Source organism: Sphingomonas sp. Leaf67 (assembly GCF_001421965.1).
GTDB lineage: Bacteria > Pseudomonadota > Alphaproteobacteria > Sphingomonadales > Sphingomonadaceae > Sphingomonas.
In genome coordinates this window covers 63,834-85,620 of sequence record NZ_LMLP01000023.1, presented here as the reverse complement: position 1 = coordinate 85,620, position 21,787 = coordinate 63,834, and the positions used below count along the sequence as shown (strand labels likewise).

Genomic DNA, 21,787 nt, shown 5'->3' with positions numbered 1-21,787 from the left:
CGAAGGAAACGCGACATCACCATGTCCATGGATTCCGGCCTACGCCGGAATGACGGAACGCGTGTCGCTACCCCACCTCAAACGATCGCATGCGGCACGAACCTTGCCAGATCGCGGGTGATCGGCCCGTCATCCTCGCGCACCGACAGCGCGACCGCGTCGTCGCCGACGATCCACGATCCCACCACCGCATGATTGCCGTCGAACACCGGCAACCGGGCCAGCGCCTGCACGACATGGCCTTCCTCGCCGTAACCGCCCTCCGGACCACGGGCGGTGGCGCTGCCGTCGACCAGTTCGATGTCCCAGCCCTCGCGCGAGAAAATCGGCTTGCGCACATAGGCATCACCGATCTCCGCCAGCGCCGCCGCGTCGTCCGCAAACGCGGCCGGCAGCAAATTCGGGTGCCCGCGATGCCGCTGCCACAATAACGGCAAGATGCCCTTGTTCGACAGCAGCGCCTTCCACGCCGGTTCGAGGAACAGCGTCTTCGTCGCCGCCAGTTGCTTGGCATAGGGTTCGCGCAGCATATCCTCCCATGGATACAGCTTGAACAGCGCACCGATAAGCACGTCGTCGCCATCGACGAACGCGCCGTCGCCATCGACGCCGATCCGGTCGATCGCGACGAATGCCGGGTCCAGCCCCGCCTGCCGCGCGACATCCTCCAGATAGCGGACGGTCTGGCGATCCTCGACATGGTCGTCGACCGACGCGAAATGCACGGTGCTGCCCCGCGTGAACAACGCACCGAAGCGTTCGACCAGCGCATCGTGCAGCCGGTTATACTGATCGGCCCCCGCCGGCAGCGTGCCGTCCGCGATGCGATCCTCCAGCCATTGCCACTGGAACAGCGCGGTCTCGAAAATGCTGGTCGGGGTATCGGCATTATATTCGAGCAGCTTGGCCGGGCCGCTGCCGTCAAAGGCGAAATCGAACCGCCCGTACAGCGACGGCGCATGCGCCTTCCACGACGCCGCCACCACGTCGCGCATGTCGTCGGGAATGGCGAGGCGGTGCATCAGCGCCTCGCTGCCGACGACCTCGTTCACCAGATCGCGGCACAGGCCGTGGAGTTCGACACTGGGTGCCTCGATCCCCTGTTCGATCTCGTCGAGCGAGAAGGCGTACCACGCCCCCTCCTCCCAATATTTCTGGCCGTCCTGATGGTGGAACGTGAATCCCATCCGCTCGGCGGTCGCCCGCCAGTCGGGACGGGGGGCGACCGCGCGGCGTTCCATCAGTCGCGCCCGATCGTTCCGCCGTCGCGCGTCCCGTCGGACAGGCGCGGCGCGTCCTTGGGGCTCGACAGCCGGGCAAGGATGTCGTCGGCGCTCGACGATCCGGGCAACAGCCCCGCCGCCTTCAGCTTTTCGTCGAGGTCGGCACCGGTGCGCATGTCCTCCAGCTCGGCCTGCGCCTTGAACTTCTCTTCGCGGATCGCCTGCCGCTCCTTCAGCCGCGCGAGGCTGTCGGCTGCCGACCCCAGCGACGCGGTGGCCCCGCCATAGCTGCTGGCGACCGAAGCCTGCGCCTTCTGCACGCTCTCGTTCGCGCGGACGACGTCGACCTCGCGGCGCAGCGCGTCGATCTTGCCGTCGCCGGTCTTGATGATGCCGCGAATCTTGTCCTCGGCGGATCGCATGTCGGCGATCTGCGGCGTCTTGGTCGACTGTTCCTGCTCGATCGTCGCCAGCCGCTGTGCGACCTCGCGGGCGAGGTCCATGTCGCCACGCGCCATCGCCGCGCGCGCCGACGATTCATATTTATCCCGCTGCGAGGTCAGGCCCTCCAGCTCCTTCTCCATCATCCGCCGCTTGGCGGTCAGCGTCGCGAGATCGTCGCGCGCCTTGGCCTGCAGCGATCCGGCATCGCGGATCTGCTGGTCGAGGATCGTCAGCGCCTTGGCATCGACGATCGACTGACCGGTTTCGTGCGCGGTGCCGCGCACCAGCGCGACCAGATTCTTCCACATCGACATCGTCCTACCTTCCGTTACGCGGCAAATTCGGTGCGCAGTTCCGACGCCGCCTCGATCGCATTCTGCGCCAGCACGCGCAGTTCGATCAGTACGGTATGCAGCGACGATTCGACCGACAGCTCACCCACCAGCTCATAATATTCGCGTCCGCCCACTTCCGCGATGGCGAAATTCGACAGCGGCACCAGCTTCTGCGTCTTCAGCAGGAACCGGTTGAACGCGTCCGGTTCGGACTGTTCGTCGACCGGCCACAACAGGGTCGACACGACGATCTGCTCGCCCGCGACCGAGGCGAAGATGGCGAGGTCGCCGACATGATGCATGGTCAGTTTCAGGACCGGTTCGGCCTGTTCGATCCGCTCGACGCTCAGTTCGTCGGCATGATCGGGTCCGCTGAGCGCCTGCGCCAGTCCGGCGATCGTCCAGCTACGGGGTGCTTCGTCCATCCATCCCTCCGAAAAGCCGGCCCGGTGTGTTGGCCGCGCTTGACACCCCAAGCATAAGGCGCGACCAAAAAGCAAGGTGCGGGGGCATGGGCAGGGGATGAAGTCATTCAGTCTCGGCAGGTATCTAAGGCGGCTCTATCTCGCGGCCAGCGAGCTGCACCGTGGCGTGCTGCTCGCGCTGCTGGTCCTGCACATGACCATCTCGTGGGAATTGCTGGCCTTTGCCGGGGAAAGCGACCTGCTGCGCCCCTCGGCCTATCTCTATTGGTATGCGACGACCGCCTCGACGGTCGGCTATGGCGACCTGTCGCCGAAATCGGATGCGGGGCGGATCGTCACCGCGCTGTTCGTCATGCCCGGCGCGATCGCGCTGTTCACCGTGTCGATCGCCCGCGCCTTTGCCGGGGTGTCGGCGCGCTGGCGGCGGCGGCGCATGGGCCTGGGGGACTATAGCGCGATGCGTGGCCATATCGTCCTCGTCGGCTACGACCCCGATCGTACCCCGCGCATGATCGCGGAGATCGTCGCCGACGGGCAGGGGCATGAACTGGTGCTGGTCGCGACGCAGGAACTGACCGGCGACGCCACGACGCACCGCTTCGTCCGCGTCGCCTCGCTCACCGCGCCGGCCGACCTGCGCCGCGCCGGCGTCGCGACCGCCGAACGCGTCATCGTCTATGGCCCGTCCGATCCCGACACGCTGGCGGCGACGCTGGCGGTAACCGCGCTCAACGACACCGGCCATGTCGTCTGCTTCCTGCGCGATCCCGACACCGCCGGGCTGCTGGCGGCACATTGTCCGCAGGTCGAAGTGGTGCTGACCCCGACCGTCGAACTGGTGGTCAAGGCACTCAGCGACCCCGGTTCCAGCCGCCTGATCGCGCAACTCGCCAGCCACACCGACGATGGCGGCACGCTGTACGCCACCACCGCGCGCACCGGCGGCAGTTTCGACGATGCCGCACGCGATCTGCGCACCCGCGGCGGAATCTTGGTCGCCAGCTGTGGCGCCGGACAGCATTCGCCGGTATTCGACCCCGACGGTCGGATCGCGGTCGGCGACCGGCTGTTCTACATCGCCCGGACAAGGATCGCGGCATGATATTCGGCAGCCTGTTCGGCGGCAGCGGCGCGCGGGAGGAAACCCCCGGCATCGCGGTGGTCCGCAACATCACCATCGGACGCCAGGTCCGGCTCGACGCGCTGGCATGGCGGCGGCTGACCGGTGCCGCCTTCACCCTCGAGCGCGATACGCTGGAAATCACGGCGCAGGGCGTCATCCGGCTGGACGATGGCAGCCATGTCCACCGTTTCTACACCGACGACGAACTGATGTTGCAGGCGGTCAGCCAGTCGGCGGACGGCTCCGACGCCGATGATTTCACCCTGTTCCGGCCATGGTCGTCGACCTATCCGGTCGACTGGGCCGATACCGGCGCGTTCCGCAATCGCCTGTCGCAACCCGTCTGGGACGAACCCGGCCTCGCCCGCTTCCAGCGTTTCTGGTACGGCGAGGACGATCGCAGCCAGCCGCCGGTCGAATTGTGGGAGGCGGTCTATTACGAACGCACCGGTCGCCCGGTCCGCCAGATCAAGCAGGCCTGCATGCTCTATGCGCGCGACATCGCGCCGGAGGGGCAGGAGTTGCTGCTCGCCATCGCCATGCAGCCGGAGGGCGGCGACCTGACGCACGAGATCATGGTCGGGCTGCCGCTGCTGCCCGCCGAATTCAACGCCTGAACCGGCGACAAGGGGGAACCAGATGACGCTCGATTTCGGCACTTTCCTGAACGGCGCGATCCATTTCATCATCGCGTTCGGGCTGGCCTGCCTGTTCCTCGCGGTGTTCAAGCGGCTGTATCAGATTTCGACGCCCTATGACGAACGCACGCTGATCGCATCGGGCAATCCGGCGGCGGCGATCGCGCTGGGCGGGGCGATCATCGGCTTCGCGCTGCCCCTCGCCTCCGCGCTCAGCGTCACCGCCGATCCGGTCGAATTCGCCGCATGGGCCTTGCTGGCGGGCGTGATCCAGATCGGCGCAGCGCTGGTCGTGCGCCGCTTCATCGTCCGCGACATGGTCCGCCGGATCGAGGAAGGCAATGTCGCCAGCGCGATCTACAACGCTGCGACCTCGATCGGGATCGGCCTGCTCAACGCCGCGTCGATGACGTACTGAAGGGTACTTCCATGACCAACCAGCCCCCCCGCCGCAAACGCTCGGTCGCCGCCGGCCTGACTGCCGTCGGCGCCGTCGCGATGCTGTCCGGCTGCGACGACAATAACGAACAGGCCCGCTTCGGCCCCCCGACCGAGGTCGCCGCGTTCCAGAGCGTCCAGCAATGCATCGACAGCGGCCAGTATGACCGCGACACCTGCACCGCCGCCCAGCAAAAGGCGGTGAACGAGGATGCGAAGGCCGCTCCCCGTTTCGACAGCCAGCAATTGTGCGAGGAACAGTTCGGCGCTGCCCAGTGCCAGCGTCGCAGCGAAGGCGGCCAGAGCTTCTTCACCCCGCTGCTGACCGGCTTCCTGATCGGACAGCTGCTCAACAACAATTCGTCGCGCTACAATTATGGCGGCCTCTATCGCGACCGCCGGGACCGGGACGGCGGCTGGTATACCGGGTCGGGCGCGTATCTCGGCAATGGCAACGGCTATCGCTACTCAGTCGGCCGCGACGCGATCACCACGCCGGTGACGACGCAGCGCATCCAGACGCGCAGCTCGGTCGTCTCGCGCGGCGGCTTCGGCGGCCGGGTCAGCGCCCGGTCGAGCGGCGGCTGGGGCGGCGGCGGGCGGTCGTTCGGGGGGTAGGATCCCCCGACCCCGGCACGCTTTCGTCATTCCCGCGCAGGCGGGAATCCATACACGCCGACCTATCGCCTCCGGCCGCAGCGATAGCGTCTATCGATTCCCGCCTGCGCGGGAATGACGGCCTGCCACCAACCCCGCCACGATCGCCTCCGCCGCCACCGACACATCGGCCCATGTCGTCTCGAACCCGGCGGCATTGCCATAATAGGGGTCGGCGACCGCCTGCCCCTTCCGCCCCGGCACCGCATCCATCAACAGTCCGATCCGCGCGACAGCATCCTTGGGTGCGCGCCGCCGCACCTCCGCCAGATTGTCGCGATCGAGCGCGAGGATGTTGGTGAAGCGCCGATAGTCCGCCGCCTCGACCTGCCGCGCGCGATAGCCCGAGATGTCGATGCCATGCGTGAGCGCCACCGCCTGCGCACGCGGGTCGGGCGGATGGCCGACATGCCACGTCCCGGTTCCGGCCGAATCGACCTCGATCGCCACCCCCGCCCGCGCCGCCGCGTCACGCAACGCCGCCTCCGCCAGCGGGGAGCGGCAGATATTGCCGAGACAGACGAGCAGGAACGAGCAGTTTTCAGTCATTACCATCTCCAGCTTTCTCCGTTCGGTTCGAGCAGCTTCGAGCCTGTCGAGAAGCGTCTGTCGAGAACTGCGGCGTTTGGGGCAACCCCTTCTCGACGGCGGTTCTCGGCAAGCTCGAACCTGCGCTCGAAGCGAACGGGAGAGGTAAAGGTGTGCGGCGTCACGAAACCCATGGCATCCCCCGCCCCCTTGCGCCAAAAGTATCCCAAACAGGGGAGAGGCCGATGGCGACAGCAGCAACCATACCGATCGCACCGACGACGGCGCGCGAATGGATCGGTTGGGCGGTGGTGGCGATCGTCGGTGCGGTCGCGCTGGGCTGGATCGCGCTGATGCGGGGTGAACCGGTCAACGCGCTGTGGATCGTCGTTGCATCGCTGTGTGTCTATGCCATCGCCTATCGCTTCTATGGCCTGTTCATCGCCACCCGCGTGCTGCGCGTCGATCCGTCGCGCCCGACCCCGGCGGTGCGGCGGAACGACGGCCTCGACTATGTCCCGACGCACAAGGGCGTGTTGTTCGGCCACCATTTCGCCGCCATCGCCGGCGCAGGGCCGCTGGTCGGCCCTGTCCTCGCGGCGCAGATGGGTTATCTGCCCGGCACCCTGTGGCTGCTCGCGGGCGTGGTGTTCGCCGGGGCGGTGCAGGATTTCCTGATCCTCTATTTCTCGACGCGGCGCGACGCACGCTCGCTCGGCGACATGATCCGCAGCGAAATGGGGCTGATCCCCGGCACCATCGCGCTGGTCGGCGTGCTGATGATCATGATCATCCTGCTCGCGGTGCTGGCGCTGGTGGTGGTTAAGGCGCTGACCGGCAGCCCATGGGGCACCTTCACCGTCTTCGCGACCATTCCGATCGCGGTGCTGATGGGGCTGTACGGCCGCTTCCTGCGGCCCGGCAAGATCGCCGAAATGTCGGCGATCGGCTTCGTGCTGCTGATGGCGGCGATCGTCGGCGGCGAGCCGGTCGCCCATTCGCCGGTCTTCGCGCCGATGTTCACCTATTCGGGGCCGGCGCTGGCGCTGATCCTGATGGCGTACGGCTTCGTCGCCTCGGTCGCGCCCGTCTGGCTGCTGCTCGCCCCGCGCGATTATCTGTCGACCTTCCTCAAGATCGGGGTGATCGCCGGCTTGGCCCTCGGCATCCTCTATGTCCGCCCCGATCTTCAGATGCCGGCGGTGACCCATTTCATCGACGGCACCGGCCCGGCCTTTTCGGGCAAGCTGTTCCCGTTCCTGTTCATCACCATCGCCTGTGGTGCCGTGTCGGGCTTCCACGCGCTGATCGCCAGCGGCACCACGCCGAAAATGATCGCGAGCGAGGCCGATCTGCGCTTCATCGGCTATGGCGCGATGCTGACCGAAAGCTTCGTCGCGATCATGGCGCTGATCGCGGCCTGCGTGCTCGACCCCGCCGTCTATTTCGCGATGAACGCCCCGCCGGCGCTGATCGGCACGACCGCCCAGAGCGCGGCGCAGGCGATCGCGCAGTGGGGCTTCGTCGTCACCCCCGACATGCTGACCCAGCTGGCGCGCGACGTCGGCGAAAGCAGCATCCTGTCTCGCGCGGGCGGCGCGCCCACGCTGGCGGTCGGCATGGCGCACATCCTCAGCCGAGTGATCGGCGGGCCGGCGATGATGGCCTTCTGGTATCACTTCGCCATCCTGTTCGAAGCGCTGTTCATCCTGACCACGGTCGATGCCGGCACCCGCGTCGCCCGCTTCATGATCCAGGACCTGCTCGGCAGCTTCGTGCCCGCGATGAAGGAGACCCAGAAGCTCGGCCCCAATCTGATCGGCACCGCGCTCGCCGTCGCCGCATGGGGGTATTTCCTCTACAGCGGCGTCACCGATCCGCTGGGCGGCATCAACACGCTGTGGCCGCTGTTCGGCATTTCGAACCAGATGCTCGCCGCCATCGCGCTGATCCTGTCGACCGTCCTGCTCTTCAAGATGAAGCGCGACCGCTATGCGTGGGTGACGATGGTCCCGACCGCGTGGCTGCTGATCTGCACGCTCACCGCCGGCTGGCAGAAACTGTTCGACGCCAATCCCAAGATCGGTTTCCTCGCCCATGCGCAGCTGTTTTCCGACGCGCTGGCCCGCGGCGAGATCCTCGCCCCCGCCAAGACGGCGGCGGAGATGCAGCGGATCATCCTCAACGACCGTATCGATGCGGCGCTGTGCGTGCTGTTCATCGTCGTCGTGCTGTCGGTCCTCGGCTACGGTATCGGCGCGATCCGCAAGGCGAAGGCGGCGGCGACACCCACCGCGCAGGAGGTCGGCGATGCGCTTCCTGCATAGGCTGGCGGAGGGCGCGCGACTGATGGTCGGCGTGCCCGATTACGACCGCTACGTCGCCCACCGCGCCGCGCACCATCCGGACGAACCGGTCATGACCCTGAAGGAATTCCACCGCGACCGCGTGGCCCGGCGCTACGGCACCGGACCGGGAGCGCCGCCGCGCTGTTGTTGAGAGACTGCCCTAACCACAGCCGTACCCCCGCGCAGGCGGGGGTACGCCTTCCTCAACGGTCGTCCTTAATCCCGGATATTGCGCCGGAACGTCTCCGGCAGGAACAGCACGCCCAGCACCAGCGTCACCACCGCCAGCACCACCGGATACCACAGGCCATAATAGATATCCCCCGTCGCCGCGACCATCGCGAAGGCCGTGGTCGGCAGGAACCCGCCGAACCAGCCATTGCCGATATGATAGGGCAGCGACATCGACGTATAGCGGATGCGGCTGGGGAACAGTTCGACCAGCAACGCCGCGATCGGGCCATAGACCATGGTCACCAGCAGCACCATGAACCACAGGATCAGGATCACCAGCGGCTTGTCGATCGCTGCCGGATCGGCTTTCGCGGGATAGCCGGCCTCCGCCAGCGCCGCTGCGACCTCGCCCTGATAGGCGGTGATCGCCGCCGCCCGCGCCGGCCCGGTCACTTCCGCCGGATCGGGTGCGACCAGCATCCGGTTGCCCACCTCCACGCTGGCGATCGTGCCCGCCGGTGCCTCGACATTGGTATAGCTGATGCCGTTCTTCGCGAGATAGGATTTGGCGATGTCGCAGCTTTTCGCGTCGAACTTGTTGCGGCCGATCGGATCGAACTGCACCGAACAATCGTCGTCATGCGCGCTCACCCGCACCGGCGACGCCGCCTGCGCGGCGGCAAGCGCCGGATTGGCGGCGCTGGTCAGCGCCCCGAACAGCGGGAAATAGGTCAGCGCCGCCAGCGCGCAGCCGGCCATGATGATCCATTTCCGCCCGATCTTGTCCGACAGCCAGCCGAAGAACACGAAGAACGGCGTCCCCAGCGCCAGCGAGATCGCCAGCAGCACGTTCACCGTCGCGCCATCGACCTTCATCATCTTTTCGAGGAAGAACAGGACGTAGAACTGCCCGGTGTACCACACCACCGCCTGCCCCATCGCCGCGCCGAACAGCGCGATCAGCACCAGCTTCAGATTGGGCCAGCGCAGGAACGCCTCGGTCAGCGGGGCCTTCGACGTCTTGCCCTCTTCCTTCATCTTCAGGAACACCGGGCTTTCCGACAATTGCAGCCGGATCCACATCGACACCGCCAGCAGCAGGATCGACACGAGGAACGGCAACCGCCACCCGAAGGAACCGAACGTATCCTCGCCCAGCATCGTGCGGAACCCGATCACGACCAGCAGCGCCGCGAACAGCCCCATGGTCGCCGTCGTCTGGATGAAGCTGGTGTACAGCCCCCGCTTCCCGTCGGGCGCATGTTCCGCGACATAGGTCGCCGCGCCGCCATATTCGCCGCCCAGCGCCAGCCCCTGCAAAATGCGCAGCGCGACGAGGATCACCGGGGCCGCGACGCCGATACTGGCATAGGACGGCAACAGCCCGACCGCGAAGGTCGACAGGCCCATGATGCCCATCGTCACCAGGAACGTGTTCTTGCGCCCGACCAGATCGCCGATCCGCCCGAACACCAGCGCCCCGAACGGCCGCACCGCAAAGCCGGCGGCGAACGCACCGAGCGCGAGGATGAACCCCGTCGTCTCGTTCACGCCCGAAAAGAACTGCTTCGAGATGTACGTCGCGAGCAACCCGTACAGATAGAAATCATACCATTCGAACACGGTGCCCAGCGACGACGCGGCGATCACCAGTTTCTCGTTCTGACCCTTGGGATGGTCCCCGGCCGTCGTTGTTCCCGCCATGGCGGCATCCTCTCCTAAAGCCGGGCGCGATCGATCGTCGCACCTCCCCGCCGCACCAGTGTCATCCGCGTGGTGCTAGGCGACCAGTACGACCTTGGTCGTAGGCGCAAGCGACTTGACGCGCCCCCCCGCGAGCAAGGATCAAGGGCGCCAGGAGAGAAGCATGACCCAGACGATTCACGCGGCCCGCTACGACGATGCCGCGCGAGTAACCCCGGCCGACTATGACGCCCGCTACGCCGCATCGGTCGCGGACTCGGACGGCTATTGGCGCGAGGGCGGTCGCTGCATCGACTGGTCGCGCCCCTATGCGACGGTCAAGGACACCTCGTTCGACGAAGCCGATTTCCGCATCCGCTGGTTCGCCGATGGCCAGACCAACGTCTCGGTCAACTGCCTCGACCGCCATCTCGCCACCCGCGGCGATCAGACCGCGATCCTCTGGGAAGGCGACGAGCCGGGTGAGACGCGCAACGTCACCTATCGCGAACTCCACCAACAGGTCTGCTGCTTCGCCAACGTCCTGAAATCAAAGGGCGTGAAGAAGGGCGACCGCGTCACCCTGTATCTGCCGATGATGGCCGAAGCGGCGGCGGCGATGCTCGCCTGCACCCGCATCGGCGCGATCCATTCGATCGTGTTCGGCGGCTTCTCGCCCGACAGCCTCGGCAACCGTATCGTCGATTGCGACAGCAAGCTGGTCATCACCGCCGACGAAGGCTGTCGCGGCGGCAAGCGCATCCCGCTGAAGGCCAATGTCGACAAGGCACTGGCCCACGCCCCCGGCGTCGAGACCGTGATCGTCATCCGCCGCAGCGGTGCCGACGTACCGATGGTCGAGGGCCGCGACCACTGGCTCCACGACCTGCTGCCCGACGCCTCGCCCGACTGCCCGGCCGAACCGATGGATGCCGAGGACCCGCTGTTCATCCTCTATACCAGCGGCTCGACCGGCAAGCCCAAGGGCGTGCTCCACACCACCGGCGGCTATCTGGTATGGGCGCACGCCACCTTCCGCGACGTGTTCGACTATCGCGATGGCGAGGTCTTCTGGTGCACCGCCGATATCGGCTGGGTCACCGGACACAGCTATGTCGTCTATGGTCCCCTCTCGAACGGCGCGACCACGGTCATGTTCGACGGCGTGCCCAACTATCCCGACCATGGCCGCTTCTGGGAAACGATCGACCGGCTGGGCGTCAACATCTTCTACACCGCCCCCACCGCGATCCGCGCGCTGATGCGCGAGGGCGACAGCTGGGTCACCAAATCCAGCCGCCAGTCGCTGCGCCTGCTCGGCAGCGTCGGCGAACCGATCAATCCGGAGGCATGGGACTGGTATCACCGCGTCGTCGGCGACCGCCGCTGCCCGATCGTCGATACCTGGTGGCAGACCGAGACCGGCGGCATCCTCATCTCGCCGCTCCCCTACGCCACCGACCTGAAACCCGGCAGCGCGACCAAACCGCTGCCCGGCGTGCAGCCGGTGATCGTCGATGCCGAGGGCAAGGTGCTCGACGGCGCGGCGCAGGGCAATCTATGCATCGCCGATAGCTGGCCCGGACAGATGCGGACGGTGTGGGGCGATCACGACCGCTTCTTCCAGACCTATTTCACCACCTATCCCGGCAAATACTTCACCGGCGACGGCGTGCGGCGCGACGGCGACGGCTATTACTGGATCACCGGCCGCGTCGACGACGTCATCAACGTCAGCGGCCACCGCATGGGCACCGCCGAAGTCGAAAGCGCCCTCGTCGCGCATCAAAAAGTTGCCGAAGCCGCGGTCGTCGGCATGCCCCACGACATCAAAGGCCAGGGCATCTACGCCTATGTCACGCTGAATTCGGGCGAGGAACCGTCCGACGCCCTGCGCGCCGAACTGCGGGGCTGGGTCCGGCAGGAAATCGGCCCCGTCGCCACCCCCGACGCTCTGCAATTCGCGCCGGGCCTGCCCAAGACCCGCTCGGGCAAGATCATGCGCCGCATCCTGCGCAAGATCGCCGAGAACGACACGTCGAACCTCGGCGACACCTCGACGCTCGCCGATCCGTCGGTGGTCGACACGCTGGTCAGCGAACGTATCCGGCCGGCGTGAGCGGCCTTGTTACGAACCGTTCGTGCTGAGTAGGGGCTGAGCGGAGTCGAAGACCCGTATCGAAGCACCTGCTACCAACGGTCCTTCGATACGCCGCTCCGACTTCGCTCAGCGGCTACGCAGGACGAATTGATTTGCAGAATGGCTGAAGCCCCCACCATCCTCATCGCCGACGACCACCCGCTGTTCCGGCAGGCCCTGACCCTCGCCGTCACGCAGGTCCGCCCCGACGCCCGCATCCTCGAAGCCGGCTCGCTCGACCGCGCGGTACGGGCGGTCCGCGACGCAGGCGACCTCGCCCTCGTCCTGCTCGACCTGAACATGCCCGGCGCGGTCGGCTATAGCGGCGTGGCGCTGCTCCATGCCGAGGTGCCCGACGTCCCGATCCTCGTCATCTCCGGCGCAGACCGAACCGCCGCCTACGCACAGGTCGCGCGCTTCGGCGCGGTCGGCTTCATCGGCAAGGACGCCCCGCTCGAGCAGATCGAAAACGCCATCGCCGCCGCCCTGTCCGGCGACCGCATGGCACCCGACGACGGCCCGCAGGACGACATCGCCGCCCGCGTCGCCACGCTCACCCCGACCCAGCTGCGCGTCCTGCTCGGCGTCCTCGCCGGCCGCCTCAACAAACAGATCGCCCACGACCTCGGCATGGCCGAAGCCACGGTGAAGGTCCACATGACCGCCGTGCTGCGCAAGCTCGACGTCGGCAACCGCACACAGGCGGCCGTAGCAGCGCGGGCACTCGGGCTGGAGGTGGCGGGATAGGGTCGGCGAACGGGTTGTCGAAAACAAACGGCACGCGAGACAGCCGAGGCGTTCTCGTTGGGATCGAGTTTCAGGAAAACGCGCGCGCCGGCAGCATGCCCAATATGCTATGATCGATTGTGGTACGCGTCAAAGTTGGATGGGCGGCCCCAAGCGCTTCATCCCATAAAACTCCAGTAGCGCGGCGTCCTTTTCCTTCGAATAACCACCGGGACTGAATCCCAGTTGTTCCCAGGCGTTGAAGAACGCCTCCATTTCGCCGGCGGGCGCGTAGCTCAACAACAGCCGCCCGGTAGTGTTGCCGCTGAACGCCCATGCGTGTGGAATGCCCCGAGGACCAAGGACGCAATCACCCTTTGCGAGCGAGAAGCGTTGGTCGCCGACCTGCACGAGATACTCGCCGTCCAGCACGTAGAAAAGCTCGTCCTCGCCATGGTGGACGTGCAAAGGGGGCCCGCCCCGTCGCTGATTCTGCTGTTCGATCACAAACAGGTCGCCCCCGGTGTCGCTGGTTACGACTTTGTAGGTCGTCGCGCTGACGCCGATCTGGTGTCGGTGGCCCTGGCGATCGTCGCCCGTCTTGACGACCGCAACCGCCACGCCGTTTGCCGGTCCGGGCCCCGGCCTCGTTCGGGCGGGAGCCGACGCCTCTGGCGGGACAAGGGCCGTGGCGGAGGCGCGCAGCGCCGTGCCCCCGATCAACGTCGCCAACGGCAAACCCAAAATTGAACGACGTTCCATCACCCACCCCCGCCAGTACCGATCGCATCGGCGACATTCGCCAGGTCGCGCTCGTCAACGATCGTGAAGCGACGACATGCTGCTCCATCCACTGCAGGAAATCCAGACCGGCGAAATCAGTTCTGCCAGATCGTTCGTGCAGGCCACCGGGACAAATGGATCATCGGCGGCCTTCTCAAACAAAACGGCGGGCGAGATGGCCGGGACGTTCCCATTGGGATCGAGTTTTGGGAAGGCTCGCCTTGTTCGTTTCCTTGGCCGGCGTCATGCTGATCCGGCGTTGGACAGGGAGCGTGAATGCCGATGGTCGATTTCCGCTTGGCAACCATTGAAGATGCAACGGCGATCGGCGCGCTGCACGTCACGTCATGGCGCGAAACTTATACCGGGCTACTTCCTCAAGAAATGCTCTCGAGCCTGTCGGCTTACAGCCGGGCGGCGATGTGGGCGATGGTTCTCGGCGCTCCCGCCCGCCCGGACGGAACACGGGTCTATGTCGCCGAGAGCGCAGGCGAAATAGTAGGCTTTGGCGCATGTGGCAGACAACGTGACGAAGCGATGCGCAAGCGCGGCTTTGCCGGTGAGTTTGGCGCAATCTATATCCTGCGTTCGCAGCAAGGTGCTGGTGTGGGTCGCCCGCTCATGACCCTCATGGCACGCGATCTGAAAGCGCGGTCGATGCCAAGCGCAGGCCTTTGGGTGCTGTTCAACAATTCGGGCGCGCGCGGCTTCTATGAGAGATTGGGCGGCACAATCATTATCGAAAGGGAGGTTGCGGACGGTGACACGACCTTACGGGAGGTAGCATATGGTTGGCCGGACCTAGCCCCTCTGATCTGACCTAACCGCTTTCCCGAAAACGAAGCTGTGGCGAGAATCCGGCCGCACCGATCGCGTTGACGGACGCCTGCGGGTGTCGTTTTCCCGAAATCTGTTCCCGATTCAAAATTCCCGAAACCACTATGCCACCATGGCGAAACGGGAACGACGGGAGCCGCAGGAATACCGATCTCACTCGCCGATCACTGCTGCGAAGATGGCGACCGCCAACCATCCTCCCGTCCCTTTCCTACAGCCGCATCCTCTGCAATCCTCACCTCCGGCTCTTTCTCCCCGCTGCAACCTACTGCACACCACGCCACCGCTGCGCGACGCAGCGCAAAGCGTGGCGAATGTGACCTTTGTGACCTTTGGCGGTTTTCCTTGGGTTTTCCTGCCCGCTGCAACCTGCCGCGCACGAGACCACCGAAACGCGACGTGGCGCAAAAACGCGGCGAGTGTGACTTTCGTGACCTTTGGCGGTTTTCCGCGGGTTTCAGGACTGGCCACGGGCAAAGCCCGCGTCGTCGGACGGCGCTTTTCGCGCCGCCGGCCGGCCGCGCCTAGTTCGACTCGGCCCAGCTTCGCTACGCCTTGCCCGGCGCGGCCAGCCACGCGTCGAACGCTTCCCCCGACAACGGCTTCAGCAACACCGCCACCCCCGCCGCCGCCGCCCGCTCGGCCAGCGCGCGCCCGGCATCCGCCGTCACCAGCGCCGCCCGCAACCCCGGCACCTCCTCCCGCAGCAGCGCGATCAGCGCCAGCCCGTCGGTCGCCCCGCCCAGATCATGGTCGACGAACGCCACCGCCACCCCCTCGACCTCCGCCAGCGCCTCGCCGGCCGTCGCCGCCACCCGCACGCCATGCCCCCGGCTGGTCGCCAGCGCCGCCATCCCCCGACGCACCCCGGCATCGTCGTCGACGATCAGGCATTCGAGCGGCCGCACCGCCTGCGCCACCGCCCGCACCGGTGCCGCCGCCACCGCCCCCGCCGCGACCGGCAGCGTCACCGCGAACCGGCTCCCCCGCCCCACCCGGCTGTCGAGCGTGACCTCCGCCCCGAGCAGCGCCGCCGTCCGCGCGACGATCGCGAGGCCCAGCCCCAGCCCGGCATCCTCGGCATTGGCCAGCCGCTCGAACTCGCGGAACACGCGCGCCCGGTCGCGCTCGGCAATGCCCGGCCCACTATCGACGACCTCGATCCGCACCGCGTCCCCCCGCCGCCGCACCCCGATCACGACGCCGCCCCGCGCCGTATAGCGCACCGCATTGCCGACCAGATTCTGCACGATCGAGCGCAGCAGCACCGGGTCGGTCTCGACCACCGCATCGCTTGGCCCCAGCCGCAGCGTCAGCCTCTTGGCACCCGCCTGATCGACAAAGCCGTCGACCAGCTCGCCCAGCAATCCGCGCACAGCAAAGCGCGTCGGCACCGGCACGATCCCCCCGGCATCCAGCTTCGATATGTCGAGCAGCGCGCGCAGCAACTGGTCTGCCGCCGCGATCGACTGGTCGATCCGCTCGACCAAGGGCCTTGCGCGATCGTCCGCGCCGCGCGCCAGCGCCGCCGTGAACAGCCGCGCGGCATGGAGCGGCTGCAACAGGTCGTGGCTGGCGGCGGCGAGAAACCGCGTCTTGTCGGCGGTCGCCCGCGCCAGCGCCGCGTTGGCATGGGTCAGTGCCCGTGTCCGCTCCGCGACCCGCGCTTCCAGCTCGGCCCGCGCCGTCTCCACCGCGCGCAGCGCCTGCGCCTCGACGGTGATGTCCGAAAAGCACATGACATAGCCGCCCCCCGGCATCGGCCCGCCGATCGTCTTGAGCACCCGGCCGTCGTCGCGCACCCGTTCGAAACTATGCCGCGTGCCGCGCCGCATATGCGCCAGCCGCCGGGCGACATGGTCGTCGACCTCGCCCGGGCCACAGTCGCCGCGCACTGCATTGAACGCGATCGCATCGGCGATCGGCGCACCGACCCGGATCATGCCCGGCGGAAAGCCGAACAGGTCGAGATAGCGCTGATTCCACGCGACGAGGTTCAGTTCGGCATCGACCACGCTGACGCCCGGATCGATATGCTCCAGCGTCGCCGCCAGCAGCCGCTTGGAGAATTGCAGACTCTGGCCGCTCTCGTCGAGCATCCGCGCGACATCCTCGGCTCCCAGCGCCGCGCCCGACAGCGCCGACCCGACCAGCCGCCGCGACGACGACACCCCGACCACCTGCGCCACCAGCCGTTCGGCACGGCGCGCGGCACGGGCGTCGACATGGCTGCCCTCGCCCAGTTCGGCGACCGCCCGCTCCTCGCCTACGAAGCGCGCGACCAGCCGGGTCAGTTCGCCCAGATCGCGCACCGGCGGCACCCGCTCGTCACGGGCGAAGGGCAGGCGCGGTGCCCGCGACAAGGCGACGATGGCATGGACGATCACGTTCGCCGCCAGCGTCGCCACCGCCGCCGCCGACAGCGGACCCAGTCCCGGCACCCCCGACACCGGCAACGGCGCGCCGGTCAGCGTCGGGACGAACAGCAGGAACGTCCACCCGATCAGCCCGGTCGTCAGCCCCGCCTTCGCCGCCAGCGGATCGCGACCGCCGCGCGCGATCGCCAGCAGCAGTGTCGGCGCGAACTGCGCCATCGCCGCGAACGCGACCAGCCCGATCGCGGCCAGCCCGCGGGTCAGCGGGATCAGCAGCGCACAGGCGGTCGCCACGCCGATGATCCCGGCGATCACCCCCCGCCGCACCCATGCCAGGGTCCGCCCGAGATGCTCGGCGGCGGCAAGGCGCGGACTGCGCAGCAGCAGCGGCGCGATCAGGTCGTTCGACACCATCGTCGCCAGCGCCACCGTCTCGACCACGACCATCGCCGTCGCCGCCGAAAAGCCGCCGAGAAAGCCGAGCAGCGCCACCGCCGGCACGCCCGCCGCCAGCGGCATCGCGATGACCAGCAGATCGGGTCGCGCCATCCCGCCCTGCACCAGCGCCGCCAGCGTGATCGGCAGCACCAGCAACGCGGTCAGCACCAGATAGGCGGCGAACGGCCAGCGCGCCCGCCATGGATCGGCCGGTTCGGTCGCGGCTACCACCGTCACCTGGAACTGGCGCGGCAGGCACAGCATCGCGGCGGCGGCCAGCAGCGTCGCGACGACGAAATCGGCAACGTCGGGGGCGCGCGCGAACCCCGCCGACAGCCGGGCCAGTCCCACGCTGCGCGCATCGGGTGCCGCCTTTGCGACGAGCAGCACTGCGAACAAAGCTACCCCGGCGAATGCCGCCAGCTTGACCACCGATTCGATCGCGACCGCCGCCAGCAGCCCGGATTCGGCGCGCGGCTCGGCATCGCCGCGCGGTCCGAACGCGATGGCGAAGCCCGCCAGCACCAGGGCCGTGACGACGACCGGCCGCGTGACGTCCGCCATGCCCGCCAGCGCGGCATAGCTGGTCGCGACCGACCGCAATTGCAGCGCGACATAGGGAATGGTGCCGGTCAGCGCGATCAGCGTGACCAGCGCCGCCACCCCCCGGCTGCGCGAGAAGCGCGACCCGATGAAGTCGGCGATCGACGTCGCGCCATCGGCCTGCACCGCCGCGACCATCCGCACCAGCAACCGCCCGCCCACCAGAAAGATCAGGATCGGCCCCAGATAGATCGGTAGATACGCCCAGCCATCGGCGACGGCGCTGCCGACCGCGCCATTGAACGTCCAGCTGCTGCAATAGACCGCCAGCCCCAGCGTATAGACGAACCGCCGGTCGCGGGGCGTCCATCGGCGCCGACGCGCTGCCCATGCCACCGCGAACAGCGATGCGGCATATCCGATCGCGACCGCGAACAGCAGCAATCCGTTCATGCCGACCCTCCCGCCTGCCGTCCTACGCGTAGAGTCTGATCCGGCAAAGCCGGATCGGGACGGCACCGGCCCACTACGTGGACACCTGATGTCAGTGGAAATCGCGCGACTTGGGCACCAGCCGCACGTCGCGCGGATGCCGCGAGGCGACCGGGCGGGCCGCTTCGTCGCCACGCGACGACGGCACCGGCGGCGGTGTCTCGCCCAGCATGTCGAGCAGATCGCTGCGGTCGTGAACCCGCGCGCCCATCAGGTGGACGATGCCTTCGCGGGTGCGCTGCACCTCACCCTCGACCAGCATCAGCCGCGCGCCCATCACCTCGCGCCGATACGCCTCGAACAACCGCGCCCACAGCACGACATTGGTGACGCCGCCCTCGTCCTCCAGCGTGACGAAGATCGCATTGCCCTTGCCCGGTCGCTGCCGGACGAGGACGAGGCCCGCAGCGGTGACCTTCGCCCCCGCCTTCGCCGACATGATCTCGCCACAGCTGGTCACCCCCATGTGGTCCAATCGGTCGCGCAGGAACTGCATCGGATGCCCTTGCAACGACAGGCGGAGCGTCTGGTAATCGGTCACGACATGCTCGACCGCCGGCATCGCGGGCAGCGTCATGTCGGGCTCCGTGCCCAGTTCGGCGGCGCGGGCGTGCGCGAACAGCGGCAGTTCGGCATCGGGCGTGCGCCGCACCTCCCACAATGCCTCGCGCCGGTCGAACCCGATCGACCGAAACGCATCGGCATCGGCCAGCAGCCGCAGCGCGCGCTGCGGCAACCGCGCCCGCCGCGCCAGTTCCTCGACGCTGGCAAAGGGCCGTGTCTCGGCGATCGCCTCGGCCCAGCGCTCGCGGAACCCGTCCATCTGTCGAAACCCCAGCCGCAGCGCGAGGTTCTCGCCCTCAAGCTTGTTGTCCCAGTCGCTGACATTCACATCGATGCCGCGCACCTCGACCGCATGGTCGCGCGCGTCGCGGACGATCTGCGCCGGAGCATAGAACCCCATCGGCTGCGAATTGAGCAGCGCACAGGCGAACACCGCCGGATGATGGCATTTGATCCACGACGACACATAGACCAGCCGCGCGAACGACAGCGCATGGCTTTCGGGAAAGCCATAGCTGCCGAACCCTTCGATCTGGCGGAAACAGCGTTCGGCGAAATCGGATTCGTAGCCGCGCCGGGTCATGCCATCGACTAGTTTTCGCCGAAAATTCTCGATCTTACCCGAATGCCGAAACGTCGCCATCGCCCGGCGCAGTTCGTTCGCCTCGCTCGGACTGAAGTCGGCGGCAACGATAGCCAGCTTCATCACCTGTTCCTGAAACAACGGCACGCCGAAGGTCCGCCCGAGCAAGGTGCGCAACTCGTTCGGGTCATGCGGCGGCTTGGGGGAGGGATAGCTGATCGCCTCCTGCCCAGATCGTCGTCGCAGATAGGGATGAACCATATCCCCTTCGATCGGCCCCGGCCGCACGATCGCCACCTGGACCGACAGGTCATAGAGGTTCTTAGGCTTCAGGCGCGGCAGCATGTTCATCTGCGCCCGGCTCTCGACCTGGAACACGCCGATGCTGTCGCCCCTATGCAGCATCTTGTAGACGTCTTCGTCGTCCGCCTTCAGGTCGACGGTCAGGTCGTGATCGCCCAGCCCGTGCCGCCGCAGCAGGTCGAACGCCTTGCGGATGCAGGTCAGCATGCCGAGCGCCAGCACATCGACCTTCATCAGCCCCAGCGCGTCGATATCGTCCTTGTCCCATTCGATGAAGGTCCGCCCCTCCATCGCGCCGTTGTGGATCGGCACCATTTCGTCGAGCCGCCCCTGCGTCAGCACGAACCCGCCGACATGCTGCGACAGGTGCCGGGGAAATTCGAGGATCTGGTCGACCAGCCAGCGCAGCTGCGCAATGTCGGGATTGTCGATGTCGAACCCGGCACTGGTATAGCGCCGCGCCTCCATCTTTCCTGCAAAGCTGCCCCACACGGTACTGCCCAGCCGCTGCGTCACGTCGCGGGTCAGGCCCAGCACCTTGCCGACCTCGCTCACCGCACTCCTCGGCCGGTAATGGATGACGGTCGCGGCGATACCCGCCCGCTCGCGGCCATAGCGGGCATAGATATACTGGATCACCTCTTCACGCCGTTCATGTTCGAAATCGACATCGATATCGGGCGGCTCGCCGCGCTGTTCGGACACGAAGCGCGAGAAGAGCAGGTCATGCTCGCTGGGATCGACCGAGGTGACGCCGAGCAGGAAACAGACGATCGAATTGGCCGCCGACCCGCGCCCCTGACACAGGATCGGCGGATCGCAGGTCCGCGCAAAGCGGACCAGATCATGGACCGTCAGGAAATAGTGCGCATATTTCTCGCTGCGGATCAGCGTGAATTCTTCGTCCAGCCGGCGCTGCACCTCGGCCGGCAGATCGGGACCGTACCGTTCGTGCGCGGCGGTCATCGTCAGATGCTCTAGCCAGTCCTGCGCCTCCCATCCCGACGGTACCGGTTCGTGCGGATATTCATATTTCAGGTCGGTCAGGCGAAAGGCGATGCGCTTCAGCAGCGTCACGCTTTCCTCCACCGCTTCCGGACAGTCACGGAACAACCGGGTCATTTCTTCAGGGGATTTCAGGTGGCGCTCGGCATTGGCGGCCAGCCTGCGTCCGGCGGCGGCGATCGTCGTTCCCTCCCGGATACAGGTCAGCACGTCATGCAGCGGGCGTTGTTCATGCGTTGCGTACAGCGCATCGTTGGTCGCCAGCAGCGGCACGCCGACCTGCGCTGCCAGCGCGATCCGGCCGGCAAGCCGCCGCCGGTCCCGCCCGCCGCGCGGCATCGCCGCCGCCAGCCACACCCGCCCCGGACAGGCATCACGCAGCCGCGTCAGCAGCGCGCCATCGGGTGCGGTGACGATCAGCAACAGCCCTTCCTGCCATTCCAACAGGTCGGCCAGTTCGAGGTGACAGTCGCCCTTCTTCGCCTTGAGATTGCCGCCGCTGAGCAACCGCGTCAGCCGTCCCCATGCTGCCCGGTCGATGGGATAGGCGACGATGTCCGGCGTGCCGTCGGCGAACACCAGCCGTGCGCCGACGACGAGGTCAAAGGGATAGTCGGGCAGCCCCGCCTCGCACCGTTTGTCCTTCGCCCTCTTCAACGCCAGATGCGCTTGCACCACCCCCGCGACGGTGTTGCGATCGGCAATCCCGATCCCGGCCATCTTCAGGGCGTTCGCCTGCGACACCATGTCGGACGGCGGCGACGCCCCGCGCAGGAACGAGAAATGCGTCGCAGCGATCAGTTCGGCAAAGGGCATGTCACGGGGCCGCCTTGCCCGCTCTTTTCGTCATCCCGGCGCAGGCCGGGATCCACCGGCCCGCATATCCGATAACTTCGGCGCTTGCGGAACCTTGGATCCCGGCCTGCGCCGGAATAACGAAGAAAGGACGAATCCGTGTCACCGCCACACCACTCTTCGTCAT

The 21,787-nt window shown here is 67.1% G+C and carries 17 protein-coding genes; 9 read left to right on the top strand and 8 right to left on the bottom strand.

The window, feature by feature from the left end:
- Window positions 1-77: 77 nt before the first annotated feature.
- From ASE90_RS16330 to ASE90_RS16320, 3 genes are read right to left on the bottom strand one after another with little or no spacing between them, the layout of a single operon-like run.
- Window positions 78-1,241, bottom strand: a complete 1,164-nt coding sequence (locus ASE90_RS16330) for a glutathionylspermidine synthase family protein (protein ID WP_056003285.1) — start codon at window positions 1,239-1,241, stop codon at window positions 78-80.
- Entirely contained in the window at window positions 1,241-1,981 is a 741-nt protein-coding gene (locus tag ASE90_RS16325; RefSeq protein WP_056003282.1) for a PspA/IM30 family protein, read from the bottom strand. The genes ASE90_RS16330 and ASE90_RS16325 overlap by 1 nt, the downstream gene beginning before the upstream one ends.
- A 14-nt stretch (window positions 1,982-1,995) precedes the next feature.
- Window positions 1,996-2,427, bottom strand: a complete 432-nt coding sequence (locus ASE90_RS16320; RefSeq protein ID WP_056003279.1) for a YjfI family protein — start codon at window positions 2,425-2,427, stop codon at window positions 1,996-1,998.
- A gap of 97 nt (window positions 2,428-2,524) precedes the next feature.
- Between ASE90_RS16320 and ASE90_RS16315 the strand changes: the two genes are divergently transcribed.
- Genes ASE90_RS16315 through ASE90_RS16300 form a run of 4 tightly spaced genes read left to right on the top strand, consistent with a single transcriptional unit; the run spans window position 2,525 to window position 5,244 of the window.
- Window positions 2,525-3,529, top strand: a complete 1,005-nt coding sequence (locus tag ASE90_RS16315) for a potassium channel family protein (RefSeq protein ID WP_056003276.1) — start codon at window positions 2,525-2,527, stop codon at window positions 3,527-3,529.
- Entirely contained in the window at window positions 3,526-4,167 is a 642-nt protein-coding gene (locus tag ASE90_RS16310) for a DUF2491 family protein (RefSeq protein ID WP_056003273.1), read from the top strand. Before ASE90_RS16315 ends, ASE90_RS16310 begins: the two co-directional genes overlap by 4 nt.
- Before the next feature lie 22 nt (window positions 4,168-4,189).
- On the top strand, window positions 4,190-4,606 hold the full coding sequence (locus ASE90_RS16305) for a DUF350 domain-containing protein (protein ID WP_056003270.1): 417 nt from the start codon (window positions 4,190-4,192) through the stop codon (window positions 4,604-4,606).
- An 11-nt stretch (window positions 4,607-4,617) separates the two neighbouring features.
- Window positions 4,618-5,244: a DUF1190 domain-containing protein gene (locus ASE90_RS16300; RefSeq protein WP_056003267.1), complete on the top strand. Its 627-nt coding sequence runs from the start codon at window positions 4,618-4,620 to the stop codon at window positions 5,242-5,244.
- Window positions 5,245-5,334: 90 nt separating this feature from the next.
- On the opposite strand, the gene ASE90_RS16295 is transcribed toward ASE90_RS16300, so the two are convergent.
- Window positions 5,335-5,832: a low molecular weight protein-tyrosine-phosphatase gene (locus ASE90_RS16295; RefSeq protein WP_056003263.1), complete on the bottom strand. Its 498-nt coding sequence runs from the start codon at window positions 5,830-5,832 to the stop codon at window positions 5,335-5,337.
- 224 nt (window positions 5,833-6,056) lie between these two features.
- Between ASE90_RS16295 and ASE90_RS16290 the strand changes: the two genes are divergently transcribed.
- Window positions 6,057-8,138 carry a carbon starvation CstA family protein gene (locus ASE90_RS16290; RefSeq protein WP_056003260.1) on the top strand — a complete coding sequence of 694 codons (2,082 nt, stop codon included), beginning with the start codon at window positions 6,057-6,059 and terminating at the stop codon, window positions 8,136-8,138.
- Window positions 8,122-8,310, top strand: a complete 189-nt coding sequence (locus ASE90_RS16285; RefSeq protein ID WP_056003257.1) for a YbdD/YjiX family protein — start codon at window positions 8,122-8,124, stop codon at window positions 8,308-8,310. The genes ASE90_RS16290 and ASE90_RS16285 overlap by 17 nt, the downstream gene beginning before the upstream one ends.
- Before the next feature lie 65 nt (window positions 8,311-8,375).
- Here ASE90_RS16285 and ASE90_RS16280 read toward each other — a convergent pair whose 3' ends face one another.
- The gene (locus tag ASE90_RS16280; RefSeq protein ID WP_056003254.1) at window positions 8,376-10,037 is read right to left on the bottom strand and encodes an MFS transporter; all 1,662 of its coding nucleotides are present in this window, start codon (window positions 10,035-10,037) and stop codon (window positions 8,376-8,378) included.
- A gap of 163 nt (window positions 10,038-10,200) precedes the next feature.
- On the opposite strand from ASE90_RS16280, the gene acs reads away from it, so the two are divergent.
- On the top strand, window positions 10,201-12,135 hold the full coding sequence (acs, locus tag ASE90_RS16275) for an acetate--CoA ligase (RefSeq protein WP_056003251.1): 1,935 nt from the start codon (window positions 10,201-10,203) through the stop codon (window positions 12,133-12,135).
- A gap of 141 nt (window positions 12,136-12,276) precedes the next feature.
- Window positions 12,277-12,903, top strand: coding sequence for a response regulator (locus ASE90_RS16270; RefSeq protein WP_056003248.1), 627 nt, complete (start codon window positions 12,277-12,279; stop codon window positions 12,901-12,903).
- Between the two features lie 129 nt (window positions 12,904-13,032).
- Here the strand turns inward: ASE90_RS16270 and ASE90_RS16265 are convergent, their stop codons facing one another.
- Window positions 13,033-13,503 carry a cupin domain-containing protein gene (locus ASE90_RS16265; RefSeq protein ID WP_056003245.1) on the bottom strand — a complete coding sequence of 157 codons (471 nt, stop codon included), beginning with the start codon at window positions 13,501-13,503 and terminating at the stop codon, window positions 13,033-13,035.
- Between the two features lie 438 nt (window positions 13,504-13,941).
- Here ASE90_RS16265 and ASE90_RS16260 point away from each other — a divergent pair, with 438 nt between their 5' ends.
- Window positions 13,942-14,484 (top strand): GNAT family N-acetyltransferase, encoded by a 543-nt coding sequence (locus tag ASE90_RS16260; protein ID WP_056003242.1) that lies wholly within the window; start codon window positions 13,942-13,944, stop codon window positions 14,482-14,484.
- 566 nt (window positions 14,485-15,050) lie between these two features.
- Here ASE90_RS16260 and ASE90_RS16255 read toward each other — a convergent pair.
- Both ASE90_RS16255 and ASE90_RS16250 read right to left on the bottom strand, forming a co-directional pair.
- On the bottom strand, window positions 15,051-18,311 hold the full coding sequence (locus ASE90_RS16255) for a PAS-domain containing protein (protein WP_056003239.1): 3,261 nt from the start codon (window positions 18,309-18,311) through the stop codon (window positions 15,051-15,053).
- Window positions 18,312-18,402: 91 nt separating this feature from the next.
- Window positions 18,403-21,621, bottom strand: a complete 3,219-nt coding sequence (locus ASE90_RS16250) for an error-prone DNA polymerase (protein WP_056003236.1) — start codon at window positions 21,619-21,621, stop codon at window positions 18,403-18,405.
- Window positions 21,622-21,787: the final 166 nt, after the last annotated feature.